The sequence below is a fragment of the Intestinirhabdus alba genome, from assembly GCF_009711095.1.
GTDB classification, from domain to species: domain Bacteria; phylum Pseudomonadota; class Gammaproteobacteria; order Enterobacterales; family Enterobacteriaceae; genus Intestinirhabdus; species Intestinirhabdus alba.
Genome location: NZ_WMJZ01000005.1, coordinates 133,605 through 159,854 on the forward strand (window position 1 = coordinate 133,605; position 26,250 = coordinate 159,854).

27 protein-coding genes and 1 pseudogene are annotated in these 26,250 nt (G+C 54.8%); 8 read left to right on the forward strand and 20 right to left on the reverse strand.

Annotated elements, in window-relative coordinates:
* Positions 1–145: 145 nt before the first annotated feature.
* Positions 146–589 (forward strand): YhbP family protein, encoded by a 444-nt coding sequence (locus GJV78_RS05565; RefSeq protein ID WP_155107390.1) that lies wholly within the window; start codon positions 146–148, stop codon positions 587–589.
* Here GJV78_RS05565 and GJV78_RS05570 read toward each other — a convergent pair.
* Entirely contained in the window at positions 569–1,087 is a 519-nt protein-coding gene (locus GJV78_RS05570; protein ID WP_155107391.1) for a type 1 glutamine amidotransferase domain-containing protein, read from the reverse strand. The two genes, GJV78_RS05565 and GJV78_RS05570, sit on opposite strands and share 21 nt — an antisense overlap.
* Before the next feature lie 128 nt (positions 1,088–1,215).
* Between GJV78_RS05570 and GJV78_RS05575 the strand changes: the two genes are divergently transcribed.
* On the forward strand, positions 1,216–1,857 hold the full coding sequence (locus tag GJV78_RS05575; protein WP_155107392.1) for an NAD(P)H-binding protein: 642 nt from the start codon (positions 1,216–1,218) through the stop codon (positions 1,855–1,857).
* A 152-nt stretch (positions 1,858–2,009) separates the two neighbouring features.
* Complete coding sequence (locus GJV78_RS23920; protein ID WP_269140449.1) at positions 2,010–2,144, forward strand: hypothetical protein; 135 nt, start codon at positions 2,010–2,012, stop codon at positions 2,142–2,144.
* A 187-nt stretch (positions 2,145–2,331) separates the two neighbouring features.
* On the opposite strand, the gene GJV78_RS05580 is transcribed toward GJV78_RS23920, so the two are convergent.
* Together GJV78_RS05580 and GJV78_RS05585 are read right to left on the reverse strand one after the other, a co-directional pair.
* Positions 2,332–3,105, reverse strand: a complete 774-nt coding sequence (locus tag GJV78_RS05580; protein ID WP_167519390.1) for an outer membrane protein — start codon at positions 3,103–3,105, stop codon at positions 2,332–2,334.
* A gap of 45 nt (positions 3,106–3,150) precedes the next feature.
* Positions 3,151–4,218, reverse strand: coding sequence for an NAD-dependent epimerase/dehydratase family protein (locus GJV78_RS05585; protein WP_155107394.1), 1,068 nt, complete (start codon positions 4,216–4,218; stop codon positions 3,151–3,153).
* 338 nt (positions 4,219–4,556) lie between these two features.
* Between GJV78_RS05585 and GJV78_RS05590 the strand changes: the two genes are divergently transcribed.
* Positions 4,557–5,360: an outer membrane protein gene (locus GJV78_RS05590; protein ID WP_155107395.1), complete on the forward strand. Its 804-nt coding sequence runs from the start codon at positions 4,557–4,559 to the stop codon at positions 5,358–5,360.
* Between the two features lie 254 nt (positions 5,361–5,614).
* On the opposite strand, the gene GJV78_RS05595 is transcribed toward GJV78_RS05590, so the two are convergent.
* The 8 genes and pseudogenes from GJV78_RS05595 to GJV78_RS05630 all read right to left on the reverse strand — a co-directional run bounded on the left by GJV78_RS05595 (position 5,615) and on the right by GJV78_RS05630 (position 12,589).
* Positions 5,615–6,472 carry a helix-turn-helix transcriptional regulator gene (locus GJV78_RS05595; protein ID WP_155107396.1) on the reverse strand — a complete coding sequence of 286 codons (858 nt, stop codon included), beginning with the start codon at positions 6,470–6,472 and terminating at the stop codon, positions 5,615–5,617.
* Between the two features lie 130 nt (positions 6,473–6,602).
* The gene (locus GJV78_RS05600; protein ID WP_155107397.1) at positions 6,603–7,265 is read right to left on the reverse strand and encodes an HAD family hydrolase; all 663 of its coding nucleotides are present in this window, start codon (positions 7,263–7,265) and stop codon (positions 6,603–6,605) included.
* Positions 7,266–7,291: 26 nt separating this feature from the next.
* Positions 7,292–8,053 (reverse strand): AfsA-related hotdog domain-containing protein, encoded by a 762-nt coding sequence (locus GJV78_RS05605; protein ID WP_167519391.1) that lies wholly within the window; start codon positions 8,051–8,053, stop codon positions 7,292–7,294.
* A gap of 591 nt (positions 8,054–8,644) precedes the next feature.
* Positions 8,645–8,779: pseudogene (locus GJV78_RS05610) on the reverse strand (transposase); the annotation flags it as partial.
* A 148-nt stretch (positions 8,780–8,927) separates the two neighbouring features.
* Positions 8,928–9,503 (reverse strand): division/outer membrane stress-associated lipid-binding lipoprotein, encoded by a 576-nt coding sequence (gene dolP / locus GJV78_RS05615; RefSeq protein ID WP_155107399.1) that lies wholly within the window; start codon positions 9,501–9,503, stop codon positions 8,928–8,930.
* A 9-nt stretch (positions 9,504–9,512) separates the two neighbouring features.
* The gene (gene diaA, locus GJV78_RS05620) at positions 9,513–10,103 is read right to left on the reverse strand and encodes a DnaA initiator-associating protein DiaA (RefSeq protein ID WP_167519392.1); all 591 of its coding nucleotides are present in this window, start codon (positions 10,101–10,103) and stop codon (positions 9,513–9,515) included.
* Positions 10,104–10,271: 168 nt separating this feature from the next.
* Positions 10,272–10,670, reverse strand: a complete 399-nt coding sequence (locus tag GJV78_RS05625) for a YraN family protein (RefSeq protein ID WP_155107400.1) — start codon at positions 10,668–10,670, stop codon at positions 10,272–10,274.
* A complete protein-coding gene (locus tag GJV78_RS05630; protein WP_155107401.1) occupies positions 10,628–12,589 on the reverse strand; it encodes a penicillin-binding protein activator in 1,962 nt (653 codons plus the stop codon). Before GJV78_RS05630 ends, GJV78_RS05625 begins: the two co-directional genes overlap by 43 nt.
* A gap of 61 nt (positions 12,590–12,650) precedes the next feature.
* On the opposite strand from GJV78_RS05630, the gene rsmI reads away from it, so the two are divergent.
* On the forward strand, positions 12,651–13,514 hold the full coding sequence (gene rsmI, locus GJV78_RS05635; RefSeq protein WP_155107402.1) for a 16S rRNA (cytidine(1402)-2'-O)-methyltransferase: 864 nt from the start codon (positions 12,651–12,653) through the stop codon (positions 13,512–13,514).
* Between the two features lie 132 nt (positions 13,515–13,646).
* On the opposite strand, the gene kbaY is transcribed toward rsmI, so the two are convergent.
* The 8 genes from kbaY to kbaZ all read right to left on the reverse strand — a co-directional run bounded on the left by kbaY (position 13,647) and on the right by kbaZ (position 21,020).
* Entirely contained in the window at positions 13,647–14,519 is an 873-nt protein-coding gene (gene kbaY, locus GJV78_RS05640; protein ID WP_155107403.1) for a tagatose-bisphosphate aldolase subunit KbaY, read from the reverse strand.
* A 12-nt stretch (positions 14,520–14,531) separates the two neighbouring features.
* Positions 14,532–15,686, reverse strand: coding sequence for an SIS domain-containing protein (locus tag GJV78_RS05645; RefSeq protein ID WP_155107404.1), 1,155 nt, complete (start codon positions 15,684–15,686; stop codon positions 14,532–14,534).
* A gap of 295 nt (positions 15,687–15,981) precedes the next feature.
* Positions 15,982–17,115: an N-acetylglucosamine-6-phosphate deacetylase gene (nagA, locus tag GJV78_RS05650; protein WP_155107405.1), complete on the reverse strand. Its 1,134-nt coding sequence runs from the start codon at positions 17,113–17,115 to the stop codon at positions 15,982–15,984.
* The gene (gene agaF, locus GJV78_RS05655) at positions 17,112–17,546 is read right to left on the reverse strand and encodes a PTS galactosamine/N-acetylgalactosamine transporter subunit IIA (protein ID WP_155107406.1); all 435 of its coding nucleotides are present in this window, start codon (positions 17,544–17,546) and stop codon (positions 17,112–17,114) included. Before agaF ends, nagA begins: the two co-directional genes overlap by 4 nt.
* A gap of 15 nt (positions 17,547–17,561) precedes the next feature.
* Positions 17,562–18,440 carry a PTS N-acetylgalactosamine transporter subunit IID gene (gene agaE, locus GJV78_RS05660; protein ID WP_155107407.1) on the reverse strand — a complete coding sequence of 293 codons (879 nt, stop codon included), beginning with the start codon at positions 18,438–18,440 and terminating at the stop codon, positions 17,562–17,564.
* Entirely contained in the window at positions 18,430–19,209 is a 780-nt protein-coding gene (gene agaW, locus GJV78_RS05665; protein WP_155107408.1) for a PTS N-acetylgalactosamine transporter subunit IIC, read from the reverse strand. The genes agaE and agaW overlap by 11 nt, the downstream gene beginning before the upstream one ends.
* A gap of 10 nt (positions 19,210–19,219) precedes the next feature.
* Positions 19,220–19,693, reverse strand: a complete 474-nt coding sequence (agaV, locus tag GJV78_RS05670; RefSeq protein ID WP_155107409.1) for a PTS N-acetylgalactosamine transporter subunit IIB — start codon at positions 19,691–19,693, stop codon at positions 19,220–19,222.
* Between the two features lie 19 nt (positions 19,694–19,712).
* Positions 19,713–21,020, reverse strand: a complete 1,308-nt coding sequence (gene kbaZ, locus GJV78_RS05675; RefSeq protein ID WP_155107410.1) for a tagatose-bisphosphate aldolase subunit KbaZ — start codon at positions 21,018–21,020, stop codon at positions 19,713–19,715.
* 239 nt (positions 21,021–21,259) lie between these two features.
* Between kbaZ and GJV78_RS05680 the strand changes: the two genes are divergently transcribed.
* Positions 21,260–22,069 carry a DeoR family transcriptional regulator gene (locus GJV78_RS05680; RefSeq protein WP_155107411.1) on the forward strand — a complete coding sequence of 270 codons (810 nt, stop codon included), beginning with the start codon at positions 21,260–21,262 and terminating at the stop codon, positions 22,067–22,069.
* Positions 22,070–22,122: 53 nt separating this feature from the next.
* Here GJV78_RS05680 and garD read toward each other — a convergent pair whose 3' ends face one another.
* On the reverse strand, positions 22,123–23,694 hold the full coding sequence (gene garD, locus GJV78_RS05685) for a galactarate dehydratase (RefSeq protein WP_155107412.1): 1,572 nt from the start codon (positions 23,692–23,694) through the stop codon (positions 22,123–22,125).
* A 396-nt stretch (positions 23,695–24,090) separates the two neighbouring features.
* Here garD and GJV78_RS05690 point away from each other — a divergent pair, with 396 nt between their 5' ends.
* The gene (locus GJV78_RS05690; RefSeq protein WP_155107413.1) at positions 24,091–25,425 is read left to right on the forward strand and encodes an MFS transporter; all 1,335 of its coding nucleotides are present in this window, start codon (positions 24,091–24,093) and stop codon (positions 25,423–25,425) included.
* 28 nt (positions 25,426–25,453) lie between these two features.
* Positions 25,454–26,224 carry a 2-dehydro-3-deoxyglucarate aldolase gene (garL, locus tag GJV78_RS05695; RefSeq protein WP_155107414.1) on the forward strand — a complete coding sequence of 257 codons (771 nt, stop codon included), beginning with the start codon at positions 25,454–25,456 and terminating at the stop codon, positions 26,222–26,224.
* The last annotated feature ends 26 nt before the right edge of the window (positions 26,225–26,250 follow it).

Below are 26,250 nucleotides of genomic sequence, written 5' to 3' on the forward strand. Positions count from 1 at the left end.
CTGAAAAGCCGCCGGAACCGGCTTGTGGCCGTCAGCGCGATAGAGGTATCCAGAAACAGATTTGAATGTGTACAGGGCGGTCCAGGGTAAATGCATTGGATCGTTGTGTAGCCAGTGCGCATGTCTGAGCTAAGAGAGAACGAAGATGGAAGCACTTACCGCCGCGAGCCGCTGGCTGGCGAAACAGCATGTGGTAACCTGGTGCGTACAGCAGGCGGGCGAGCTGTGGTGCGCCAACGCCTTTTATCTGTTCGACGCCCGGAAGGTGGCTTTCTATGTTTTATCAGAGGAGAAAACCCGCCATGCGCGAATGTCCGGCCCGCGCGCGCCGGTGGCCGGAACGGTCAACGGCCAGCCGAAGACGGTAGCGCGGATCCGCGGCGTTCAGTTTAAAGGGGAAATTCGTATGCTGGCGGGGGAGGAGGGCGAAGCGGCCCGTCGGGCCTACTGTCGCCGCTTTCCGGTGGCCCGGATGCTGCCTGCGCCGGTATGGGAAATCCGCCTTGATGAAGTGAAGTTCACCGACAACACCCTGGGCTTTGGCAAAAAATTGATCTGGCTGCGTCCGTCAGGCACCGAGGATGCGTAGCGCCTCGCGGTTAAAGGCCGGCAGATCGTCCGGCGTCCGGCTGGTGACCAGTTGATCGTTATCGACCACCACCTCCTGGTCATAAAACTCCGCGCCCGCGTTTTTCACGTCAATAACGATTGGCTTGACGGCGGTAAGCTTGCGACCGCGAACTACGTCGGCGCTGATCAGCAACTGCGGGCCGTGGCAGATGGCGAAGACCGGCTTTCCGCTGTTGATAAAATCACGGGTAAAGGTGACGAAACGCTCGTCGCCGCGCAGGGCGTCCGGCGAGTGGCCGCCCGGCAGCAGCAGGGCGTCAAAGTCGGCGGGGCTGACGTCATCGATGGCTTTATCAATGGTGACGCTGGCATCGCCCTGTTTTCCCTTTACGGTTTTACCCGCCTGCTTCTCGATGGTGATAACCTCATGACCTGCTTTGCGAAATTCTTCGGCTGGCGAGGTAAATTCGGAATCTTCAAACTCGTCGGTAATCAAAACGGCAATCTTTTTACTCATGTTTCCTCCGCTGTGTTGGCTTTGGATAAGGCAATTTTTCCGCGTTGATGGATAATTACCTCCTGAACCATTAAGTGTTGTTTACCGGGTCAAAAGCGCAAGGCGGACAATTCTGTAAAGGAGCGAGGATGAGTCAGGTACTGATTACCGGCGCTACGGGGCTGGTCGGGAGCCATCTGCTGCGGCTGTTGCTTAACGAGCCGACGATCGGTGCGATTGCCGCCCCGACGCGCCGGCCGTTGCCCGCGGTTGAGGGCATTTTTAATCCGCACGATCCGCAGCTGAGCGACGCCCTGGCGCAGGTGGTTGAGCCGGTGGACATTGTCTTCTGCTGCCTCGGCACTACCCGTCGCGAGGCGGGCAGCAAGGAGGCGTTTATTCACGCCGACTATACGCTGGTGGTGGATACCGCCCTGACCGGTCGACGGCTGGGCGCGCAGCATATGCTGGTGGTGAGCGCCATGGGGGCCAACTCCCGTTCGCCCTTTTTCTATAACCGGGTAAAAGGGGAGATGGAGGAGGCGCTGATTGCCCAGAAATGGCCCCGGCTGACCCTGGCGCGGCCCTCAATGCTGCTTGGCGATCGGGTGAAGCAGCGGGTAAATGAAACGATTCTGGCCCCGCTGTTTCGCCTGCTCCCCGGCAACTGGAAATCCATCGAGGCGCGGGACGTGGCGCGGGCCATGCTGGCGGAGGCATTGAGGCCTGAGCGGGAGGGCGTCACCGTACTTACCTCCTCGCAGCTGCGGAAAAGGGCGCGACACGAATAGGCAGTAGCATGGTGAAGTGAGCCGCTGGAATCAGGCGGTGTCCCTTAACCGTTCGTGAGCGTCGCTGGCGGTCATTCAGGTCCGGGGCAAGGCGCGAGCCGTAAGGTCTGGTTATTCCAGATGCGCGGCGAGCAACGCGGCAGCGGGCCTGAATGACCCCAGCCCTGCGGGACGCGCGTCAGAAGCGCGTACTCTGCGTTGTCGGGCTTGAACGTAGTTCACTCTGTCCTGCGCCTTCCGCCTTGATTACGCGCTTCTGGCTCAGCGTCGACGCCACGCCCGGTTAAGGGACACAGCCTAATAAATAGCTGCGCGAATACCGCTATACTTTTGCCAATACGGGTTTCGCTCCGGGGAATGGGCTGGTTGTTTCCATAAAGCTACGCCCCTTTTCAATGGTTGCCGCACTGAGCGGCATTCGCGGCTGTTGCATGGCCAAAGGCGCGCGGTAATCTTTCCACACGGTCAAAATGTTTAAAACCAGTAGCTAATACCCGCGTGGATATCATGATATCTCACCCTGGTATTGACTTCAGCGTCCATGATGGCATCGAGATTAAAGGCGGTTGAGCGCCACGAAGTATCAGCAGAGGCTTTGCCCGCGTCAATATAGCGGTAGCCTAAATCAACAGACCAGTTTTCATCAATATGGCAGATGAGACCCGCGCCGAGACTCCAGGCAAGCTGGGTCTTGTTACCTGACATATTTATTGAATTTCTGTTGTTGATCACCCTATATTTTGTTTGATGCCGTAAACGGTTATTTGCCATTCCCATTCCGGCGGTAAAGTAAGGTCTGAAACCGGTTGCCGTGTTCACATCCCAATAGACATTTAGCATCAAGGTCTGGGTTCTGATACGAGAGGTATAAAACAGCTCATTATCGCCATAGTTAGGCACCAATAAGGCAAAGTCCAGATGGCTTTCATTAAGGGACTGGCTACCGTTATCTCGTGCAATATATTCCAGCTCTATTCTGATCGGTAGATTAAAACGTGAGTTAAGATCGTACCCTCCGGCTATACCTCCACTCAGGAGTGATTTAGTATCGCTACTAAAGTTCAGCTGGCTATGAGTCGCATATCCGTTGATAAGATCGGTGCCTGAGGATTTCAAATCACGATCGGCCTGCTGCTGTAAACTTACTCCCACTTTACCGCTGAGATAGAACCCTGAAAGATCCTCTGCACTCACTGAAAAAATAGAACTGACCAGCAAAGCAGATAACGTTATTCCCTTTTTAAACATATCACACTCCCTTTTATAAAGTGATGCTGCCATAATAAAGATGAATTATCTAATTATAGAAACAGGAAGTAATTTATCAGTAACAAGCTGCTGTATATGATCGTTGAAAGTATCAACCGAAGAGTAGTATTGCAAGCCGAGTTCAGCTTTACTACGGCTGCTGTTAAAGTAGATTGGATAACCCACATTATGAGTAACATAGTTACGCTGCAAACCTATCCATGGTGCAATTAACCATGTTAACCACTTAGGAACTTCATTCTTTGGTAGTTTGTTTTTAATGCCGTATTTTTCCGGATTGATCAGGCGACTAATTTCCAGCAATCGGAGACTTTCACCGGCAATAATATAACGACCAGCCACATCAGAAAGTATCGCTGCCTTGACGTGCGCCTGCGCAACGTTACGTACATCCACCACACCCACCCATAGTTTTGGTACACCGGAGCGGAACGTTCCATTCAATAGTTTAAAGATTATTCCTACGCTCGTTGCGTCTATCCGCTGTGATAAGGATGGTCCAAAGATAGCCGCAGGATGAAGAGTAATCAGTTCCCAGCGGGATTGTTTTTTTTGCTCATCCCTGGCAACAGATTCTGCCATTGTTTTAGAGTAGGCATAGGGATTATTAGCTACATTCTGATTACGGTTAACGTCCTTTTCCTGGACGGTATGGTTAACGTCACTACCTATGTCGCTCGCATTATTATAGAGCGAAACCACACTGCTGGTCAGGATAACCCTGGTTACGGATAATGTCTTATTCACCGAAGCCAGAACATTCAACGTTCCTTTCAGGGCGGGTTGAATCAGTTCTTTTTCAATATCTTTAGGTTTCTCTAAAAAATATGGCGAAGCCGTATGAATAACCACAGAACAAGACTTCATCGCTTCATCAAAGCTGTCAGGTTTTAATAAGTCAGCTTCATACAGTAACAGATCGTCAGGAAAAATCTCCATCATGCGCTCCAGATGCTTTACCTTTTCGCGATCCTTCAGGTTACGCACTGTTGCATGTACCCTGTGCCCTTCACGCAGCAGATAATTAACAATCCACGATGCCAGATAGCCTGCGGCACCCGTAACCATAATATTTTTTTTGTATTCAGGCATATAATATTTATTCCATTTTATACTTAGTAAAAGCCTGGCCGCCATCTTTCAGGTAGAATTTTCGTGGGCTTTATGACACAGCCCATCCAGAGAACTCTAATATAAAATAACCCGCAAAAACGTAAGGAAACGTAAATAACAAAAAAAACAAAGCGTTATATTTTCATTTATCCTATGATAAAAAATAATCTTAGTTTTGCTTTTTTGTTAATCATCATTGATGTGGATACATTAGAAGTGCTCGCCGTTCTAATCTAAGATTGGCTAATGAAACAGGTTGACAAAACTAGTATCTTATAGTGTTATCGAGCTTGTTATTAATCATCAAGGAAAGTGATATGTTGAAAGTAAAACCCCAGTTGAAAACAAAAAAAATTATTCTATCTATTATTATTGCAGAAGCATTTTTTTTATTACCTGTCCCCTCTCATGCACAAAGCCTTACGGGGTTTTATCTCAGTGGTAAAGTGGGGGCAAGCTTACAGCAACAGCGTAATCGCGATATTTCTGTTTTGGATACTGATTTGGTCACTGGTGCCAGCACGGGCGATCGCCTTAAATTTGGCAATCATACTAAATCAGTCCTGAGCGGCGGCGTGGCCGGAGGGTACGATTTTAATCCACAGTTTAATCTACCCGTCAGAATAGAGCTGGAATATATTGCACGTGAAAACGGTAGCCAATCACGCCACAGTGAACATGTAGACTTTGATTTGTTAGTTCCCAACCACGGGAATAACGCTTTCCACTACACCTCCAGTATCCGTACTCAAACGGCTATGCTGAATGTTTACTGGGATATTGACACGGCAACCGCTTTCAGGCCTTACATTACAACCGGGCTGGGTCTGGCCAGTCATCGTTTCAGTAATCGCACGGGCTATATGATGATGGGGAATACTGGCACCATGCGGGTTTCAGATACGGTGAATAATTTTGCCTGGAGCCTGGGGGCAGGAGTGGCCTTTGCCATTAATAATAACTGGTCAGTCGATTTAGGTTATCGCTATATAGATACCGGAAAAATCTCTGCTAATTCATCATGGCGTGAAACCTACTTTATTGACGCAAGGATTGACACAAAAACCAGGCTGGATGTAAAGTATCACGACTTTTTATTAGGCTTGCGCTACAGTTTTTAATCTTGTGCCATCCTCATTCAACGTTGAGTGAAAAATAAATTACCGTGAGTGTAGCCGAGATTTTTTACTTGTTATTGCCTGTCACATATTGGGTCAAGCATATTGTCTATTACCCATAACGTCGTTGTCGTGTCTGGGAGCTGTATCCATCCGGCTGGCTAAAGAGTTAAAAACCTGACTATGTGACAGCGTTTACAGCCTGCGAAAAGTGGCAATTTGCCATTGCCGTGAGTAAGTCAGGTACTCTCAGCTAGCTATCTTAGAAGATCAGACTTTTCTCCCGAAAGCACTCTGCAGATTTTCATTTCTGTATCAGTACCTAAAACAGGCGTCTCAATATAAGCTTTCAGGAGAGACTGTTCTTCAGCATCCAGTACATAGGAAGTTTGTTCAAACACCAGCTCCCCTAATTCCGGATGAAAAACTATCTTGATTAGGCTTCTCTCTGGCGAAACATAATTCTCAGCCCAGCACTCCCTAAAGAACGCACTTTCCTTTTTCAGCCGTTCTATATTGTTATAGAACTGAGGTTCATCTATAAATTTACTGTAGGATAATCTAAACTGTGATAATACTTCGCGCGCTGTTTTCTGCCAGTCTGAACAATATATTTTATAATTTTCATTAGTAAATGCAATAAGTAGTAAATTACGCTCTTTTTCACATAGTAAATTGATGTCAGGGAAAACAAAGTCGAAGCATTTATTCCAGTAAATAATATTAAAAAAACGATCGATAATAAATGCTGGTGAAAAAAACAGGCTGTCCAGCATGTTTTTATATGAAGATTTGACACCATCGCAGAAAGTATGCACTCTGGGGGGAGCCAGATCCGCAAGTGAGAAGACGTATTCAACCTCTTTTCTTGTGAAATTTAAGACGGTGCAGATATTTTCCAGTACTCTGCGGGAAACTTTAATCGGTTTACCTTGCTCTAGCCATGTGTACCATGAAATGCCAATTTTAGCCATAAATGCGACTTCCTCTCTTCGCAACCCGGGAGTGCGACGCCGAGAATTACCCAACGAATGAAAATTGTCAGGTGATGTGTCTTTCCTTTTAGCAAGTATAAATGCGCCCAATTCTTTGTGTCGATTTAATTTATTTTCCATATTTTTACACACTATCTTAATACTTTAAGTTGGCAGTTAAAAAATATTATAAATAAAATGAAAAGGCTGGTTGAATTTTTATATATACTCGTGGTTAAAACTCGTTGTGTCAATAAAGTGATTAACAATGTCAAATGTTGATGATTTTCAGGTTCTTATTACTGATGTCACCTGTATAAAGGGCAAGGGCGGAATCTCCACCTACGCAAACTGCATTTCCGACACACTCCATCATCGACATATCAGTGATATCATCTCCGTACGAGTAACTTTTAACCAGGTCTATGTTCTGGTTAGTCGCATATTCAAGTATTGCCTCTTTTTTCCCTATGCCGATAGTTTGAAAACCACCAATATCACCCGTTAAAATACCCTCTCTATTCTTAACTGGCTTAACGCATAAGATATCATCTACGTTGAGTAATCTACCAATTGGTTCTAATAAAGGTAACATTGAACCTGAAACGAAAACAATTTTATGTCCCTTGATTTTATGTTCTGAAATTAAAGCAACTACCTCTTGAATAAAAACATCTTTATTCAGAATTTGATCGTTAAACCATAGCTGTCCTTGCGAGAAGATCTCTTTTTCAGAAAAGCCTTTAAAAAAAGAATAATATTTTTTATTCATGACTTCTCTACTGCATTGACAATCCGTTAAACGTTTGAATTCCTTATAAAATGAGTCGCGAAGTTTGTTTAATTTATTGTTATTGGTCCAATAATCAAAAAAACTTAGCATACTATTAATCTTTAAAATTGTTCCGTCGACGTCAAAGAAGGCACATATCATAAAAAATCCTTTTATAGCATTGCTCGTTATATATAAGAAGAACTATATTCTTCTAAAAATTCACTGGTGGTTATTTTGGCCATTCTAACTTCGCTTCGGTTCATTATATTTGCAGAGCAGACCACATAAAGGCATTCACATTGTGCGCACAGTATATTATTTTGCCAGAGCTCTAAGTTGACCAGCAAATTAATTTTCTTTCCTGTTCCGGTTTTTTCAACCACTTTCAAAAAGATAGTCGCAGGCAGAGGGAAAAGGAAACCGTTGTAGGTAGTCTTGATATAATTTACGACAATAGTTGATTTTGTATTACTATCAATAGCAAAAAATTCTTCTGTTACCGCGACCATGGATTGTCGAAATGCTTCGACTATCATAATACCCTGTATATGCTGTCCTGTCTGATGATCCTGCAGAAGCTCACAGTTGTCATCGACCAGTAAGGGAAGCGCATAGGTTGAATCATCTCTCTTTTGTACTAATCCAACAATTATATTACAGGGCTTAGCTTTATGTGTTCTGGGGTTCTTTTTATTTAACATGGCGTTAGATAAATTAGAGACATCGAGATTTTTATTATCTCTACCATTTAAATGATAGAAAAAAATGGCTTCTTCTGCCAGTTCATAATTCACTCCTTGTCCCAGGAAAAACTTGCCTTCTAAAGTACTTGCGGTTTTTTTATCTTTAAGTTGGCTTAATAAATCATTAATTATTATTACTTTATCATTAATTGCATAATCATGGAATTTATTACCGACAACAACAAATTTATTCTGTAAAGCCATTGATCTTCCCCTTTTTGATAAGAGTGAGGCATTTAAGATAAACGTGAATGGAAACACCATACTATATCTGGATATCCATAACTAGCGTTATTTATATCATAGTATAAATAGTAATATGATAAATACCCAATAAACCTTAAGGTGCGGGATTAAGTATCTGAAAGCGATCGTTAATTCGGGACGTCAGAGAACTCGTTATTCCCAGGAGCGTATGGTCGAAAGATTCAAATATAGTATCCATGTACGCTTATACTCGTCATACTTCAAGTTGCATATGCGTTGGCTTCTGGTTACTCGTCTCATCCATGAGACTCGCCCTGACGGGCCGCCGCTGCGCGGCGTTCAAATCTGCTCCCGACAGAGTTGTCGCTCACCCCGGTCACTTACTCCGGTAAGCTCCCGGGGATTAATAAGAGACATTCCTGTCTCTCATCAGAGGCAGCCTGCGGCGGTTCAAATTCGTTCCTGACGAATTTGTCACTGGGTCGCTGCGTGATTCGGCCTGAAGGCCTCCCCCCTTCGGGGCCAGCCTGTGGCTATTCAAAACGCACAGCGTTTTGTCCTGCAACTCGAACTATTTAGGGTATATATGCTTCTGAAATAGCGGTTATTTCGCGCGTGTTCGTTCATTAACGTCCATATTTGTTCTATTGGATTCAGGTTTGGACGGTAGGGTGGAGGGTAATGCAATCTGTTATTTATCATTTATGCCCAGACTTTCACCAGGCTGCGTCCCTTAACCAGCGAAGCTCACGAGCGGTTAAGGGATACAGCCTGACTGCGAACGGTGGCGGGGGCATATAAGTTGACCACGACAGTACTATCGGAGATGCATTCTGACAACCTTACGGCATCTCCGTTAGGAAAGGGCGCGTTATTTTAAAAACGTAAAGGCGGTGGTGACGCGCTTCACGCCGCTCACCCGGCTGGCGATATCCGCCGCCGCTTTTCCTTCGCGCTCGGTCACCAGACCCAGCAGGAACACCTCGCCATTTTCAGTCGTGACCTTCACATTGGAAGATTTTACCCGATCGCTGGCCAGCAGCTGTGAGCGCACCTTGGTGGTGATCCAGGTATCCCCGGAGGCCGTGCCGAGGCCGATCGGATCGCCCTGACGCACCTCGTTATACACCTCTGAGGTGCCCTCCACGCCCATGGCGATCTGCTTAGCCCGCGAGGCCAGCTCGAGGTTCGGCGTCTGGCCGACCAGCAGCACTTTGCTCTGCCAGGCCGTGACGTTAATCCGCGCTTCCTTCTTAATTTGTGCATCTTTCCCCAGGGCGCTGCTGACCCGCAGCTCCAGAGTGCCGTCATCAACCTGGGTGCCCACGCTGCGCGGATCGGTTGCCGCTTTGGTGCCCACGGCCGCTGTGCCAACAACGGCGGCGGCCACGCAGCCCTGCAGCAGCAGTGCGGAAATAACCACTACGATTGGCGATAGTGCCTTCATGTTTACTCCTTAATCATCCTGGTGAGGAAAAAGCGTGCTATCGATCAGATCGCACAGGCAGTTTACCGTCAGCATATGCATTTCCTGGATGCGTGCGCTGTGGTGTGAGGGGATACGGATCTCAACATCCTGCGGCCCCAGCAGCCCGGCCAGCTCTCCCCCGTCATAGCCGGTTAGCGCCACAATGGTCATGTCCCGTGTGACGGCAGCCTCAACGGCTTTTACGATATCGCGGCTGTTGCCGCGGGTTGAAATAGCCAACAGCACATCACCCGCATGTCCCAGCGCACGGACCTGTTTTGCATAGATTTCATCATGCAGACGATCGTTGGCAATCGCAGTTAAGACCACGTTATCAGTATTAAGTGCAATAGCCGGCAGGCTGGGGCGTTCGGTTTCAAAACGGTTAATCATATTTGCAGCAAAGTGCTGAGCGTTGGCCGCGGATGTGCCGTTGCCGCAGCAGAGAATTTTATTACCGTTAAGCAGGGACTGAACCAGCGTCATGGCGGCGCGGGAGATGGCATCCGGGAGCGCTTCAGCCGCAGCGATTTGAGTTTGAATGCTTTCTGTAAAGCAGACTTTGATTTTATCTAGCACGCTAATCCTTAAGAACCTGACCCACTACGCTGTTTCAGTTGCTGTTTCGGCTCCGGACAGCGGCCACGCTCCGTGCATACTGGCCGTACGCGCCGGGAGAGAAACGCTGTCCGCGTCCTGGCCTGCGGCAGCAACGGACGCCTGGTGGGCCAGGCACTGAATCTTCAATTATGAATGGTCGTTGAAGGCATCCCGAAACCACTCAACGTCACTATTTCCCGTGAAGGCTACCACATCGAACCGGCAATCCACAGTATCAAAACTCCCGTTATGGCGCGCAAGCCACAGGCGAGCGGCCTGTAACAGCCTGCGCTGCTTGCTGTGGGTCACGCTGGCCGCCGCGCCGCCAAACTGGCTGGAGCGACGGTAGCGCACCTCCACAAAAACGGTAGTCTTGCCTTCACGCATGATTAAGTCAATTTCACCGCCGCGCTCACGGACGTTGGCGGCGATAAACCGCAGCCCTTTATCCTCCAGCCAGCGGCGCGCGGCGGCTTCCCAGGCGTCGCCGCGCTTTTTGCTCGTCAGCTGGCGGGAACGATCTGACCCTGCTGGTATTTGAGCCATGATAACTTCCTGTTAATCACGCACTCCTGGCTGGCGGTCAGGGTGCCGGTATTGCCGCCGATCTCAAAACCCGGCACCTGGCGCAGCTGCGAGAAATGGTTGGCCAGTGACCAGGCGTCGACGCCCATCGCGTACATGCGCGCCAGAGAGTAATCATTGCGCACGGCGCTGAGCGCCTGCTGCATCAGCGGGTCGTTGCCGCCGGCCAGCATTGGGATCTCGCTAAACTGGAGCCCTTCCATCTCCAGCCGGAAATCCGGGCCGGCATTGCCCTGGGCGCTGCGCGAGCTGGCGTAGAGCGTGGCTCTGCTCTGGCTGCCGTTGCGCATGGCGATCATCGGCTTGATAAACGCGATCTCCTCCGGCGTTGCCAGAATGTAGACCGCGTCCACGCGGCCGCCGCTGCCCTGCGTCATGGCTGCGGAGGCGACGGGCGTGCCGCTGAGGGTAATTCCGCCGCCGCCGTTGACGCCCATTCTCAGCTCGGCGGTTGAGCCGAACGTCTGCTGCAGTACCACGCCGCCGCCCAGCGCCTGCCACTCGCTGGCAAAGGCGCTCGCCACGCGGCTGCCGAGCGTGCTGCGCGGCAGCAGCAGTAGCGGAGCCTGCTTACCCTGGCCGTAAATATGGCGCGCCGCATCGCGGGCCTCATCCTCTGGCGAAAGGGCAAAGTAGCAGATATTGATGTGATTCTGCACCGCTTCGGGCTGGTTAAGCGCCAGCACGTTCAGCGGCGTGTTGCTTCTCACCAGTTCATCAACGTTATTTTTCAGCAGGGGGCCGACGACGATGCTGGCACCGTCCTGCTGCACCTGAGCGAGGATCTGGCTAAGGGGCTGCGAGCTGGTGTCATAGATTTTCAGCTCCGCGGAGGGGCTGGCCGGGGTGCCGATCGCCGCGGGCAGCGGCGCGGGGGCCGGTGCGGCGGGCGGCGTCTCGTTGGTCAAATCGTTGACCGGGGTTTGGGATGGGCTGGCAACGGTATCGCCCGTCTCCGGCTGCGCGTCAGCGGAGGCCTCAGGCGCGCTGACGCGCGGCTGTACAACCGGCAGGGTGCCCATATTCTTCGCCGCTTCAAAGCCTTGCTGAATGGTTCGTCCGAAAATGGCGGCCCGGCCGTTCAGCGGCAGTAGCAGAGCGATTTTACGGGCGGAGGTGGGTTTGTAGCCCTGTACGTTAAGCAGCGGCGTTGGCAGCAGGCTGGCCCCTGGATTATGCGGATAGCGCTTTTGCCAGTCGGCGATGGCGGCCTTCAGCATACCGGGGTCGTTGCGGTTGTCGAACCACATCCGCTGCAGATCCAGCCAGCCCTGCAGCACATTTTCATCAGCGCCAATGGTCAGGGCGCGGGCCTGCTGCTGGCTCATCGTCGAGAGGAGTTGCCAGGTGGCATCGATGTTTTTTTGTTTGTCCTGCGCCGCCAGTAGCGGCTGCCGGGCGATAAGCGCTCGCAGCAGATCGAGGGAGGGGCGGCCCTGGGCGCAATCAATTTGCGCCTGCCAGTAGCGCGCCTGCTGATTCGGGGACAGTTCGGCGGGCGACAGTTTCGCCAGCAGCGACCTGGCCCCGGTGAAGTTTTTAAAGGCCACCTGAAGTTCGATCGCCAGCAGCAGCTGTTCACGGCGCTGGGTGACGTTCATCCCCTGCGGCAGCTGTTCAAAGAGCCCAAGCGCCTGGCGGCTCTGCCCTTCTTTCAACAGCGCATGAATGGCGAGTAATTGCCAGTTGGTCTTGCTATTATCTGAGCTTTGTTGCATCTGCTGCAGATAAAAGCCTGAGTCAGCCTGAGCTGCGCCCTGCATATGGGCAATGCTCTGATCGGGGGTTCGGGTGCCACAGCCGACGAAAAGCAGCGTCGCCAGTACGACGGACAGGCAGCGGCCTGCGGCTTTTAAACGACAAAATGTTGAGGGTACCATACTGTATCCAGTGATATTTTTAAGCAATGCCCGATATTAAATCGGCAATACGGACGACACAATGAGACAACATGAATCGGCGGATAATTTTCAGGGCCAGCTCTATATTGTACCTACTCCGATAGGAAATTTGGCTGATATTACCCGGCGCGCGCTTGACGTTTTGCAATCCGTTGATTTGATTGCCGCTGAGGATACGCGCCACACCGGTTTACTGCTACAGCATTTCGCCATTAGCGCCCGCCTGTTTGCGCTGCATGACCATAACGAGCAGCAAAAGGCCGAAACCCTACTGGCGAAGCTGCAGGCGGGGCAGAATATTGCGCTGGTGTCCGATGCCGGAACACCGCTGATTAACGATCCGGGCTACCATCTGGTACGCACCTGCCGTGAGGCGGGCATTCGGGTGGTGCCGCTGCCCGGCCCCTGCGCGGCCATCGCCGCCCTCAGCGCCGCCGGGCTGCCGTCGGATCGCTTCTGCTATGAGGGGTTCCTGCCCGCCAGGTCGAAAGGCCGCCGCGATGCGCTGAAGGCGGTAGAAGCCGAGACGCGCACGCTGATTTTTTACGAATCGACCCACCGCCTGCTGGAGAGTCTGGAGGATATGGTCGCCGTCTGGGGCGGCTCCCGCTACGTGGTGCTGGCGCGCGAGCTGACAAAAACCTGGGAGACTATCCACGGCGCGCCGGCCGGCGAGCTGCTGGCGTGGGTGAAAGAGGATGAAAACCGCCGTAAGGGCGAGATGGTGCTGGTTGTCGAAGGGCATAAGGCGCAGGAGAACGAACTTCCCGCCGACGCCCTGCGCACCCTGGCGCTGCTGCAGGCGGAGCTGCCGCTGAAAAAGGCCGCCGCACTGGCCGCAGAAATCCACGGCGTCAAGAAAAACGCCCTGTATAAGTACGCGCTGGCGCAGCAGGCAGAATAAATCAACCGCCGTTTACCAAACGACCCGCACGCCGGGCCTGAACGCCATTCATTGAGCGCGGGTCGCTCAGGGATAACGGCCCGACGCTGGCCGCGACGCAGAATCTTCAGAAAGCCGAAGAGGCGGCCACGGTCAGGCCTCTGCGGGCAGCCGCAGGCGGTTTGCCGAGCCGCAGACGGCGATTTTGCTTCTTACCACCTCTTTCATGGCGTCCATGCCGACGCGCATGTAATAGCGCGGGTCGTTGCCCTGCGGGTTTTCGGCAAACCATGTCCTTATCGCCGCGGCGAAAGCGATTTTCAGCTCGGTGGCGACGTTGACCTTACAGATACCCAGCGTAATGGCGCGGCGAACGTAGTCGTCCGGTACGTCGCTTGCGCCGTGGAGCACCAGCGGTACGTCCACGACGTCGCGGATCTTCGCCAGCCGCTGAAAATCAATTTTCGGCGTGCTGGCGTACAGGCCGTGAGCTGTGCCGATGGCCACCGCGAGGCTATCTACCCCGGTCAGCTCCACAAAGCGTCGGGCCTCCTGCGGGTCGGTTAAAAACGCGCTTTCCGCATCAACGCTCATGTCGTCTTCCACGCCGCCCAGGCGTCCCAGCTCCGCTTCCACGCTGCAGTCGTGGGCGTGGCAAAATTCCACCACCGCTTTCACCAGCGTGGCGTTCTCATTAAATGGAAAATGGCTGCCGTCAATCATTGCGCTGCGTACCCCGGCGCTGACCTTGCGGCGGATATCTTCCAGCGATTCGTGATGGTCGAGATGCAGCGCCAGCGGTATCCCGTAGCGGGTGGAACAGGCGTCGCACAGCGCGAGGATCTCCTCAAGAGCGATGTGCTTAAAGGTGCCCGGCGTTCCGGCGAGGATGACCGGCGATTGCATTTCACTGCAGGTTTCAAGTATCGCCTGGATAGTTTCGGCGTTATGAATATTGAACGCGGGCACCGCATAGCCTTTCGCCTGGGCGTCCTGCAGCAGATATTTGGTGGAGATAATGCTCATGAAACGATCCTCTTATGCCTGCCACGGGTGAATGATCACACCCTGCACCACGCGGTTAACTGTACCGCTGGCGGAGGGCGTGTCCGGGGTGTTGCCGACGGCGATGGACTGCGCAAGGGCGAAGGTTTGCGCGTACATCAGGAAGCAGAAGGCCAGCTCGATGTCGAGAAGGGGGCGGCCGGGCGGCAGCAGAATATGCGGTCCGGCCTCAATAAGCGGATCGCCGTCGGCGGCAATGGCAATCACGCGCCTCGCCTGGCGATCCCGGCGCAGCTCGGCCAGTAAATCGAGGTCATAGCGGCGGGTGTAAGGGTGACTGGAGACAAACACCACCACCAGCGTTTCGCCATCCACCAGCGACTTCGGGCCATGGCGGAAGCCGGTCGGTGAATCGTAGAAGGCGGCCAGCCTGCCGGCAGTCAGTTCCAGCACCTTCAGCGCCGATTCGCGGGCTACGCCCTGTAAGCCGCCGCTGCCGAGATAGACGATCCGTCGCCACGGCTCGTCGCCGAAAGCGCTTTCCCGGAAATCCCCCAGCGAAGTCAGGATCGCCTGACAGCGATCCGCCACGTCGCGGAACATGTCGCAACCGAACGTATCCGGAGCGAATACCGTCAGGCAGCTGGCCATCATGGTGGTGATGCTACTGGTCATGGCGAAGCCGCGATCGTGCGTCTCCGCGGGCATCAGCAGGGCGAAGGCGTTGTCGGCGTTGACCGCGTTCAGGTACAGGCTGCCGGCTTCGTTACAGGTAATCGACAGATGATAGCACTGCGGGACAAATCGGTTAGCCAGCTCCACGGCGGCGACGCTCTCCGGGCTGTTGCCGGAGCGGGCGAAAGAGACCAGCAGCAGCGGATGCGCCGCGCTCAGGTAATCCATCGGATTGGTGACCAGATCGGTTGTCGGGATTGCGCTGACGTTTTTCCCGGTATGGCGCGCCAGCCACGGGGCGATGATATCGCCGATAAAGGCGGAGGTGCCGGCACCGGTGAGAACGATCCGCAGATCGTCCTGACGCAGAAGCGGGGTCAGAAAGCCGTCAATGTCGGATCGTTGAGGCGCGATATTGCTCAGCGAGCGCATCCAGCTGGCGGGCTGTTGACGGATCTCTTCTTCGGTCCATGTACCGGTTGTCGGGGCGGCGGAGGGATATCTCTCTGGCATAACGCGATCCTTAATCGGGTGAATTCCACTGCGAGCGCAGACAAACTGACGCTAACTTTCGTTTCGTTTCATTTATACCTTAAATGCGATAAATGAAATGTATAGAAAAGAAATCGAAAGATCAACAACAGAAAAAGAAATAAAACGAAATTTAACGGGAAAACGAAGCGCGGGTTTATGTGTTTGATAAAAAATAAGTTAAATAGATATAGCGGCCCGAAGCCGGCGATGGCGAAAGAAAAGGAAAGGCCCGACGGCGCGGTGCCGCACGTCGGAGAAAGAGGTTATCAATCCACTAGCGGAGCTGCGCAACACCGGCGATCCAGGTCTGCTGCAGGCGGAGAGCGTTATCCAGGGCAATGGCGTTGGCGTATTTACCTGGCGTCAGCGATCCCAACCGATCGTCTATCCCCAGCAGGCGCGCCGGGTGCCGCGTGGCCATCGCGATCGCCTCCTCAGGGCTGACGCCGGCCAGAGTAACCATATTACGCACCGCCGCGTCCATGGTCAGGGTACTGCCCGCCAGCCCGCCTGCGGCGGTGCGCACCACGCCATCGCGCATCTCCACCGGCTGGCCGCAAAGGGTGTAGCCGCCGTCGGGCATACCGGCGGCGCGCATGGCGTCGGTAACCAGTACCAGCCGGGCCGGTGCCCAGCCGCAGCACAACCGCATCGCTACAGGATGCACGTGGTGGCCGTCGGCAATTAGCTCCAGCCAGGGGCGCGCGTCGCTCAGCCCGGCTCCGACCATTCCCGGCTCGCGGTGGTGCAGGCCGGTCATCCCGTTGAAGCAGTGCACCAGCCCGTCGGCACCTGCATCAAACATGGCGACGGTTTGCGCGTAGCCGGCGGCGCTATGGCCGAGCATTACCCGCACGCCGCGCTGCTTCAGGTGGCGGAGCGCTTCTATCGCGCCCGGCTTTTCCGGTGCCAGCGCCACTACGCGCAGCGTGTTCTGCGAGGCGGCGATAAGGGCATCCAGCTCCGCGATATCCAGCTCGCGGAACAGCTCCGGCGCATGGGCACCTCTGTTCTGCGGCGTGAAGTAGGGGCCTTCCAGATAGCCGCCCAGCACCATTGCGCCGGGGCCGCCGCTTTGGCAGCGGCGGGCGATGCGCGCCAGCGTGCGGGTTATATCGGAAAGCGGGGCGGTTACCGTGGTCGGCAGCCAGGCACCGACCCCCTCCCGCGCTTTATGCATCGCCAGCCTGTCCAGCGTGTCCGGCGCTTCATCCATGACGTCCACTCCCGCGCCACCGTGGACGTGGACATCGATAAAGGCCGGGCAGAGCAGCTCGGCGTCGCGGGCCGGGATGCCGGCGGGAATCGGCTCAATCGCCTTAATGACGCCGTTTACAATACGCAGCTGACGATCCTCAAGCCAGCCCTGCTCGCTGAGCAGGTGCCTGGCGCGCAGCAGCCGGGTCATATGCCTTCCCCGACCAGGGGTTCCTCACGGCAGCGTTCCAGCTCGTCGGCCAGGCAGGTCAGCCCGCGATGGCCGCACTCCAGCGCTTGCAGCCGGAACGTTTCGCTGCTTAGCCCGTCGCGCTCCAGCGCCATCTCCAGCAGCAGCTGCAGGTTAGTGCCGGCGATCACCTCGCGCCCGGCTTTCTGCAGCGCCAGCGTAGAGGCGACGCGGAACGGCGTGCCGCCCAGCAGGTCGGTGAGAAATACGATATCTTCCTGAGCGTCCAGCGCGGCGACGGCCTCTTCCAACTGCGACGTCAATAGCGCGGTGGTAGAGCTTTCCGGAAAGTCAATGGCAATAAACTGCGGCTGCTCTCCCAGAATTTGCCTCATCGCCTGCGCCAGGCCACTGGCGAAACCGCCGTGGCCGCAAAGAATAATGCCTAACATAAAAGCTCCTTCTGCTTACAGGAAATGGGCGAACCTGCCGACGATGCCAAGAAGTACGGTAATGCCAATCAGGCGTAGCGGGCTCCAGCCGCGGCGTACCAGCCAGAACATGGTCAGGGTGTAAACCAACGGCAGGAAGGCGGGCATCAGCTTATCGATCACGTCCGTTTGCAGCTTAACAACCGCGTCGCCCGCGGCGATCTCCAGCGTGGTCGCCAGGCGTACATAGGTGGCCACCAGCGCGCCGATCACCGTCATGCCGACGATTGAGGCGGCGTGACCGACCTTTTTGGTGTTGGCCTTAATTAGCGGAATGGCGGCGACGCCCATGCGGTAAGCGTAATGGGCAAGGCCAAAGCGCAGGCCCAGGTGCACCACGTTAAATAGCAAGATAAAGACCACCGCGCCGAGTATTGAGCCCTGCAGCGCCAGGCTGGCACCAATGCCGCCGCAAATCGGCAGCAGCGTCAGCCAGAACATGGCGTCGCCGATGCCGCCCAGCGGCGCGCCGACGGCGATTTTGGTGCTCTGTATGCTGTTAACGTCCTGTTTGGAGCGCTCCATCGCCAAAATAATGCCGATGACGAAAGTGACCAGGAACGGATGGGTGTTGAAGAAGCCCATATGACCTTTCATGGCGCGGGCCAGATCGCGCGGATTGGTATGGATTTTTTTCAGCGCGGGTAGCAGGCCGTACAGCCAGCCGGAGGCCTGCATACGCTCGTAGTTAAAGGAGGCTTGCAGCAGCATTGAGCGCCAGGCGACGCGATTTATATCCTGCCTCGTCAGATCGGTGCCGATGGCGCGATCGTCGTAGACGTTTTCATTGACGTTTGACAGCAGCGTCTCTTCGCTGTCGGAAGCGTTCGCCAGGGGGATGTGATTAGATGCCATCTTCGAATTCCTCTTTCTGGGGCGCAGGTGCAGAAGGTTCAGGTGATTTACGCAGCAGGTCGATCAGCGCCATCGCCAACGCGGCGGCGGCAATCGCCAGCACCGGCAGCTTCAGCCAGGCGGCGGCGACGAAGCCGATGATGAAATAGGGGATGTAAACATTCTTCATCATGATTTTCAGCAGCACCGTGAAGCCGATGGCCGGCATAATGCCGCCCGCCACGCCCAGCCCGTCGATCAGGCGCTCCGGCAGTACATCAATGGCGGTTTTTGCATGTTCTGCACCAAAGTAAATCGGCAGGAACGCGCAGAGAAAATAGAAGGTGCCGAGGGCCAGCAGCGCCAGATAATTTACTCGCTCAATCCCGCGCGTATCCGCTTTCGCGGCCATGCGATCGCAGCGCGACATCACTCCGGACATTACCGAGAACAGGAAGGTGATGCCCATCTGCACCGCGACGGCAAACGGCACCGCGACGCCAACGGCGACATCCGGCTTCACTCCGGTGGTGATGGCAAAGGTAGCGCCGACGATGGTGCCGATAATCACATTAGGCGGCTGCGCGCCGGCCAGCGGTGCCAGACCCATCCACACCAGCTCCAGGGTGCCGCCGGTAAGGATACCGGTATGCAGGTCGCCAAGCACCAGGCCGACCAGTGGACCAAGCACTACCGGGCGATGCAGGTGCGTTAAGCCATTGAACATATCCAGACCGGCGATAAAGGCGAGAACGCCCAGGGTTAAAGCCTGTAACAGACTGATTTCCATCGTCAGCTCCTTAAAGCGTCTTAAAGAGGTCCAGCGCGGGTTCCGTGGGAACGCCCTGGATGGAACACGCCACGCCCGCGGCCTTCAGCCCCTGAAACGCGGCGATGTCGTCGGCATCCACCGAGACGGTTTTGGCGATTTGCCGTTTGCCGTCGGCGTAGTGCATATTGCCGACATTGATACGCGCGATCGGTACGCCGCCCGCCACCAGCTTGAGAAAATCGGCGGGTGTTTTGCAAACCAGCAGGATTTTCTGCCGGTCGCTGGCGCGATGAATGTTGTCGATGGTTTTTTGCAGCGTCCAGAAGCGTACGGCGATGCCCTCAGCTAACACCATCTCCATCAGATTTTGCTGGACGGTATCCTTCGCCACCTCATCGTTAGCAACCAGCACCAGGTTCGCCCCGGCGAATCCAACCCACTGCACGCCAACCTGGCCGTGGATCAAACGTTCGTCAATGCGACTTAATACAATGTTTGGCATAGCTTTTCCCTCTTCGTTGTTATGCGCTATGGGTCGTAGCGCCCTGACAGGCGACGTGATACTGCTGAAGTACGTCCTGAATGCGATCGATAATGAGCGCCGACGGCGTAGCCGCCAGCTCGCCCCTGCGCACTTTGCCGTACTGCAGCGGCAGATACTGGCTGATAAGCGGCAGCGGAATCGCGTTGTCCGTCAGATTGCGGATCAGGCGGGAAAAGGCCGCGTCGACCTGTCGATCCGGCCAGTAATAGCGAATGCGGTCGGAGTAGCTGTAGCCGCGGGCCAGGCGCTGGACGGCATCGTCGCCGTGATAGTGGCTCTGCCAGTATTCCGGGCGCTCCAGCATCACCTTTTCCAGCACCTGACGTAGCCTGGAGCAGGCCTGCGCGGGCAGCAGCTCCGCTTCGGCGGCGGCCAGGGAGAACAGCGCTTCGCGCAGGGCAAAGGTGAGTGCCGGGCCGACTTTCAGGATCGCGAAGTGATCTTTTACCAGCTGGCGCAGCGACTGGAGGGTCTGATAGTCGGTGGAATGGGCCTCGAAGACCAGGGTATCGTACGCTTCCGGTATGCCGCTGAGCGCGACGGCCCTCCGCGGCTGGTAATCAATGACGTGGGTATGGTCGAACTCGACGCCGGGCTGTACCACCAGAGCGATAATGCGTGGCCAGACGGCGGCCAGCCCCTGCCGTTCGAAGGCCTGCCGGTGCGCTTCCAGGGTGGCGCGCGCGGCTTCCGGTGTGGTTACCTCCAGCGTCTGCAGAGATTCATGGGCACCGCCGGGCACAGGGACTTCGGTGCCGATAACATAAACCAGATCGGACTTGCCAAAATGGCGCTGGCAGGTATCTTCGGCGACTTTCGCCAGCCGGGCGGCGCGTTCAGCGACGATTTCATCAGTCAAAGGAAGCGGATCGTCAGCGCAGGACATGCTGCAGTCGAGATGAATTTTTTTAAAGCCTGCGGCGACATAGCTTTCGATCAACGTATCGGCATGTGCCATCGCGTCAGCGGCGGGTAATTTTTGCCAGCGGTTGGGGCCGAGATGGTCGCCGCCGAGAATCAAATCGGATTCGGGAAAATTCAGCTCTCCGGCCAGCCGGCGGACGAAGCCGTGAAAATCGGCTGGCGTCATCCCGGTATAGCCGCCGAACTGATCGACCTGGTTTGAGGTGGCTTCTATTAACAGCGGCGTGCGCCAGGCCTGGGCGTAGCGAATGGCGGCCTCCAGAATCAGCGGATGAGCGGAGCAAACGGCGTATATCCCGTTTGTCTTCCCTTGTTTATGTTGTTCCACCATCGTAGTAAGATGTTTCACTTTCCGCTCCATTCAGATTTTTTACGACAACTTTCTTTCGTTTTGTTTCGTTTGATACTGCATTACGCTGCGATAAAAATAAAACGAAAGATAATGGTTTTCCGATCTGATTCACAAAAGAAACGTAATGAAATCTTTCAGCCGCCGCTCAGCCAGAGAAAGCGGCGATGGCGGGGGCTTGCTTTCTGTAAAAAGAAAGGAGTTAATAGGTCAAACGAAATAAAACGAAAGTTTTAGCTAAAGGGAGTCTTATGAGCGATAGCGATTCATCTGCTGACAGGCGCGTTGCGGGAACCAGCGAACGGCGCGAGCAGATTATTCAGCGGCTGCGGCAGCAGGGAAGCGTGCAGGTTAACGAGCTTTCCGCGCTGTACGGCGTCTCGACGGTGACGATCCGCAACGATCTGGCTTTTCTGGAAAAGCAGGGTATTGCCGTACGCGCCTATGGCGGCGCGCTGATTTGCGACGGCGGCGCTTCCGGCCAGGAGCCTTCGGTGGCGGATAAAAGTTCGCTGAATACGGCGGTCAAACGGCGTATCGCGCATATCGCCGCCGGGCTGATCGGTCCGGGCCATCGCGTGATCCTGGATTCCGGTACGACCACCTGCGAAATTGCCCGGATGCTGCGTCGGCATAGCGACGTTATCGTTATGACCAACGGGATGAACGTCGCCAATGCGCTGCTGGAGGCTGAAGGCGTGGAGCTGCTGATGACCGGCGGCCATCTGCGGCGTCAGTCACAGTCGTTCTACGGGGATCGGGCGGAGCAATCCCTGCAGAACTACCACTTTGATATGCTGTTTCTCGGCGTGGATGCTATCGATCTGGAGCGCGGCGTCAGCACGCATAATGAAGACGAGGCCAGGCTGAATCGCCGGATGTGCGAAGTGGCTGAGCGAATTATTGTGGTAACCGACTCCAGCAAGTTCAACCACTCCAGCCTGCACAAGATTGTTGATACTCAGCGGATAGACACCATCATTGTCGATGATGCGATTCCGACAGAGAGCCTGGAGGGGCTGCGAAAAAGCGGTATTGAAGTGATTCTGGTTACCGCCTGAACGCGAATAAGGCTCGACGGCGTAAGCGTATCGGGCCTTTGGGCTGCGCCCGATCAGGTTACCGGTGCCGGGTTAAATACCGCCAGCTGGTTATGCAGCCCCCAGCGATCGGAGAAGGTTTTTTTGCGGCCGCTGGCCACGTCCAGAATAAAGTGGAACAGCTTCCAGCCTACTTCCTCAATGGTCTCTTCGCCGGTGGCGATGGTGCCAGCGTTAATATCCATTAGGTCAAACCAGCGGTTTGCCAGCTCGGTGCGCGTCGCCATCTTGATGACCGGCACCGCCATCAGGCCGTACGGGGTGCCGCGGCCGGTGGTGAACACCTGCACGGTGATGCCGGAGGCGACCTGCTGGGTGCCGCAGACAAAGTCGCTGGCCGGGGTGGCGGCGTAGATCAGACCGCGTTTGGTGGGGCGCTGGCCCGGAGAGAGCACCTCCACGATGGCGCTTTTGCCCGATTTGGCGATGGAGCCAAGCGCTTTTTCCACCACGTTGGCCAGGCCGCCTTTCTTGTTACCCGGAGAGGGGTTGGCGCTGCGGTCGGTTTTCCCCATATCGAGATAGTTGTCGTACCAGGCCATCTCCTCCAGCAGGCGCTTGCCCACCTCTTCGTTAACGGTGCGCGGGGTCAGCAGATGGATGGCGTCGCGTACTTCGGTTACCTCAGAGAACATCACCGTTGCGCCGCAGCGCACCAGCAGATCGGAGGCGTAGCCCACCGCCGGATTGGCCGTCACGCCGGAGAAGGCGTCGCTGCCGCCGCACTGCATCCCGACCACCAGCCCGGAGGCCGGGCAGGTTTCGCGCTGGCGCTGGTTCAGCTTCTGCAGATGGCGTTCGGCAACCTGCAAAATATCTTCGACCATCGACTGAAAGCCAACGTGCTTTTCATCCTGCAGGCTGATGATGCTGGCTTCATCCACCGGGATGCGCTTCACGTCGTCGGTGCCTTCCAGCAGGCGCTCCGGCTGCAGCTTCTCGCAGCCGAGACCGATCACCATCACCTCGCCGCCGAAGTTTGGGTTCAGGGCGATATTATGAATGGTGCGAATGGGCACGACCGCCGCCGGCGCGTTGATCGCCACGCCGCAGCCGTAGAGGTGGTTCAGCCCGACCACGCCGTCCACGTTCGGGTATTTCGGCAGCAGATCGCGCTCGATAATTTTCACCACGTAGTCCACCACGCCCGCGACGCAGTGCACGCTGGTGGTAATGCCGAGCAGATTTTTAGTCCCGACGCTGCCGTCGGCGTTGCGGTAGCCTTCAAAGGTGTAGCCTTCCAGCGGCGGCAGCGGCTCCGGCACCTTCGTCGCCAGCGGCAGGGTGTTAAGCGGTGGGGCCTTTGGCAGCTCGACCATCGATTCATCGATCCAGCTGCCGCGCGGGATATCACGCACCGCGTAACCAATGATTTCGCCGTAGCGCACGATGTCGCCGTGGGCGGGAATATCGGCCAGCGCCACCTTATGGCCCTGCGGAATATGTTCAATCAGCTCCAGACCGTCCGGAAAGCGGGTGCCCGCTTTCAGACCATTGTCATTAACAATAATCGCCACGTTGTCAGTATCGTGAACCTTAATATAAAACGCCGTTGGCGATTCTTGTCTGATTTCGATGTTGGCCATTGTCCAGTATTCTCCAGGAAAATGAGACGAATAATATGTCGCTTAAATTTATTTAAAAATGACTAAATCAGCCGTAATGAAATAAGAATGTCAGGAGTGCTGAAATAAGAATGTGATCCAGATCACCCAATATTCATAAAGCCCCGCCGCCCGTAAGAGGAAAACGTAAATCTGTGCATTAACGCCCAGGTTTATGGGCATATGCTCAAAATAATATTTAAATACACCTTACTTAATGAGCTTTTGCACAATGCCTAACGCCTCTCCGCTGATTATAATGAATCACTAAATTATTACATTCGCTGGATTGTTAATATCCATTTTGTATTAATTAATAATCATGTGAAAGACGTAATAAAAATAAGAAGAATCCCTTTAGTACCCGAGGTAAATAAAATGATTCTGGATGCGGTTGACGCAAAAAGTAAAAGCACGCATACCCGCTATATCGTTCTGCTGATTATTTTTATCGTAACGGCGGTTAACTATGCCGATCGGGCGACGCTATCCATTGCCGGCACCGAGGTGGCGAAAGAGCTGCAGCTCAGCGCCGTTTCCATGGGTTACATTTTTTCCGCCTTCGGCTGGGCCTATCTGCTGATGCAGATCCCCGGCGGCTGGCTGCTCGACAAATTTGGCTCGAAAAAAGTCTATACATATAGCCTGTTCTTCTGGTCGCTGTTCACCTTCCTGCAGGGCTTTGTGGATCTGTTCCCGCTGGCCTGGGCCGGCGTCTCCATGTTCTTTATGCGATTTATGCTGGGCTTCTCAGAGGCTCCCTCCTTTCCGGCCAACGCCCGGATCGTCGCGGCCTGGTTCCCGACCAAAGAGCGCGGCACCGCCTCGGCGATTTTTAACGCCGCCCAATACTTTTCGCTGGCGCTGTTCTCCCCGCTGCTGGGCTGGCTCACCTTCGCCTGGGGCTGGGAGCACGTCTTCACGGTAATGGGGGTGATTGGCTTTGTGCTGACCGCCCTGTGGGCCAGGCTGATCCACAACCCGACCGACCACCCGCATATTTCGCCGGAGGAGCTGAAGTTTATCTCTGAAAACGGCGCGGTAGTGGACATGGACCATAAAAAGCCGGGCAGCGCCGCCGCGTCCGGACCAAAGCTGCACTACATCAAACAGCTGTTGACCAATCGCATGATGCTGGGCGTGTTCTTCGGCCAGTATTTCATTAACACTATCACCTGGTTCTTCCTTACCTGGTTCCCGATTTATCTGGTGCAGGACAAAGGGATGTCGATACTGAAGGTTGGGCTGGTTGCTTCTGTCCCGGCGCTGTGCGGCTTTGCGGGCGGGGTGCTTGGCGGCGTATTCTCTGATTTCCTGATTAAGCGCGGCCGTTCCCTTACCCTGGCGCGTAAGCTGCCTATCGTACTGGGTATGCTGCTGGCGTCCACCATCATCCTGTGCAATTACACCAACAATACCGCGCTGGTGGTGGCGCTGATGGCGCTGGCGTTCTTCGGCAAAGGATTCGGCGCGCTGGGCTGGCCGGTGATTGCCGATACCGCGCCGAAAGAGATTGTCGGCCTGTGCGGCGGGGTGTTTAACGTCTTTGGCAACGTGGCGTCTATTGTCACCCCGCTGGCGATCGGCTATCTGGTAAGCGAACTGCACTCCTTTAACGCCGCGCTGATCTTCGTTGGCTGTTCGGCCCTGATGGCGATGGTTTGCTATCTGATCATCGTCGGCGACATTAAACGTATGGAACTGCGCAAATAATTAACGGCTTAGCGACAAGGTATATGCGATGAATAACGATATCTTCCCGAACAAATTCAAGGCCGCCCTTGCGGCGCAGCGGGTGCAGATCGGCTGCTGGTCCGCGCTGGCGAGTCCCATCAGTACCGAAGTGTTAGGGCTGGCGGGCTTCGACTGGCTGGTGCTCGATGGTGAACATGCGCCGAACGATATTTCCACCTTTATCCCTCAGCTGATGGCGCTGAAAGGCAGCGCCAGCGCGCCGGTGGTGCGCGCCCCGACCAACGAGCCGGTGATCATCAAGCGCCTGCTGGATATCGGTTTTTACAATTTCCTGATCCCGTTCGTCGAGACGGCGGAGGAGGCGGCTCGCGCCGTGGCCTCTACCCGTTACCCGCCGGAGGGCATCCGCGGCGTTTCTGTCTCACACCGCGCCAATATGTTCGGTACAGTGGCGGACTACTTCGCGCAGTCGAACAAAAATATCACCATCATCGTGCAGATCGAAAGCCAGCAGGGCGTGGAGAACGTTGACGCCATCGCCGCGACTGAGGGCGTGGACGGCCTGTTTGTCGGTCCGAGCGATCTGGCGGCTGCGCTGGGCCATCTTGGCAACGCCTCTCATCCGGAGGTGCAGAAAACTATTCAGCATATTTTTGCCCGCGCGAAAGCGAACGGCAAGCCGTGCGGCATTCTGGCACCCGTGGAGTCCGACGCGCGCCGCTACCTTGAATGGGGGGCGACCTTCGTCGCCGTCGGCAGCGATCTGGGGGCGTTCCGTTCCGCGACGCAGAAGTTGGCCGATTCCTTTAAGCAATAACCACCCTCGACAGTACAGAGAGATAA

Coding starts and splice junctions, on each gene's coding strand:
- GJV78_RS05565 (WP_155107390.1), top strand. CDS start 146: ATGGAAGCACTTACCGCCGCGAGCCGCTGGCTGGCGAAACAGCATGTG.
- GJV78_RS05570 (WP_155107391.1), bottom strand. CDS start 1,087: ATGAGTAAAAAGATTGCCGTTTTGATTACCGACGAGTTTGAAGATTCC.
- GJV78_RS05575 (WP_155107392.1), top strand. CDS start 1,216: ATGAGTCAGGTACTGATTACCGGCGCTACGGGGCTGGTCGGGAGCCAT.
- GJV78_RS23920 (WP_269140449.1), top strand. CDS start 2,010: ATGACCCCAGCCCTGCGGGACGCGCGTCAGAAGCGCGTACTCTGCGTT.
- GJV78_RS05580 (WP_167519390.1), bottom strand. CDS start 3,105: ATGTTTAAAAAGGGAATAACGTTATCTGCTTTGCTGGTCAGTTCTATT.
- GJV78_RS05585 (WP_155107394.1), bottom strand. CDS start 4,218: ATGCCTGAATACAAAAAAAATATTATGGTTACGGGTGCCGCAGGCTAT.
- GJV78_RS05590 (WP_155107395.1), top strand. CDS start 4,557: ATGTTGAAAGTAAAACCCCAGTTGAAAACAAAAAAAATTATTCTATCT.
- GJV78_RS05595 (WP_155107396.1), bottom strand. CDS start 6,472: ATGGAAAATAAATTAAATCGACACAAAGAATTGGGCGCATTTATACTT.
- GJV78_RS05600 (WP_155107397.1), bottom strand. CDS start 7,265: ATGATATGTGCCTTCTTTGACGTCGACGGAACAATTTTAAAGATTAAT.
- GJV78_RS05605 (WP_167519391.1), bottom strand. CDS start 8,053: ATGGCTTTACAGAATAAATTTGTTGTTGTCGGTAATAAATTCCATGAT.
- dolP (WP_155107399.1), bottom strand. CDS start 9,503: ATGAAGGCACTATCGCCAATCGTAGTGGTTATTTCCGCACTGCTGCTG.
- GJV78_RS05625 (WP_155107400.1), bottom strand. CDS start 10,670: ATGGCTCAAATACCAGCAGGGTCAGATCGTTCCCGCCAGCTGACGAGC.
- GJV78_RS05630 (WP_155107401.1), bottom strand. CDS start 12,589: ATGGTACCCTCAACATTTTGTCGTTTAAAAGCCGCAGGCCGCTGCCTG.
- rsmI (WP_155107402.1), top strand. CDS start 12,651: ATGAGACAACATGAATCGGCGGATAATTTTCAGGGCCAGCTCTATATT.
- kbaY (WP_155107403.1), bottom strand. CDS start 14,519: ATGAGCATTATCTCCACCAAATATCTGCTGCAGGACGCCCAGGCGAAA.
- GJV78_RS05645 (WP_155107404.1), bottom strand. CDS start 15,686: ATGCCAGAGAGATATCCCTCCGCCGCCCCGACAACCGGTACATGGACC.
- nagA (WP_155107405.1), bottom strand. CDS start 17,115: ATGACCCGGCTGCTGCGCGCCAGGCACCTGCTCAGCGAGCAGGGCTGG.
- agaF (WP_155107406.1), bottom strand. CDS start 17,546: ATGTTAGGCATTATTCTTTGCGGCCACGGCGGTTTCGCCAGTGGCCTG.
- agaE (WP_155107407.1), bottom strand. CDS start 18,440: ATGGCATCTAATCACATCCCCCTGGCGAACGCTTCCGACAGCGAAGAG.
- agaW (WP_155107408.1), bottom strand. CDS start 19,209: ATGGAAATCAGTCTGTTACAGGCTTTAACCCTGGGCGTTCTCGCCTTT.
- agaV (WP_155107409.1), bottom strand. CDS start 19,693: ATGCCAAACATTGTATTAAGTCGCATTGACGAACGTTTGATCCACGGC.
- kbaZ (WP_155107410.1), bottom strand. CDS start 21,020: ATGGAGCGGAAAGTGAAACATCTTACTACGATGGTGGAACAACATAAA.
- GJV78_RS05680 (WP_155107411.1), top strand. CDS start 21,260: ATGAGCGATAGCGATTCATCTGCTGACAGGCGCGTTGCGGGAACCAGC.
- garD (WP_155107412.1), bottom strand. CDS start 23,694: ATGGCCAACATCGAAATCAGACAAGAATCGCCAACGGCGTTTTATATT.
- GJV78_RS05690 (WP_155107413.1), top strand. CDS start 24,091: ATGATTCTGGATGCGGTTGACGCAAAAAGTAAAAGCACGCATACCCGC.
- garL (WP_155107414.1), top strand. CDS start 25,454: ATGAATAACGATATCTTCCCGAACAAATTCAAGGCCGCCCTTGCGGCG.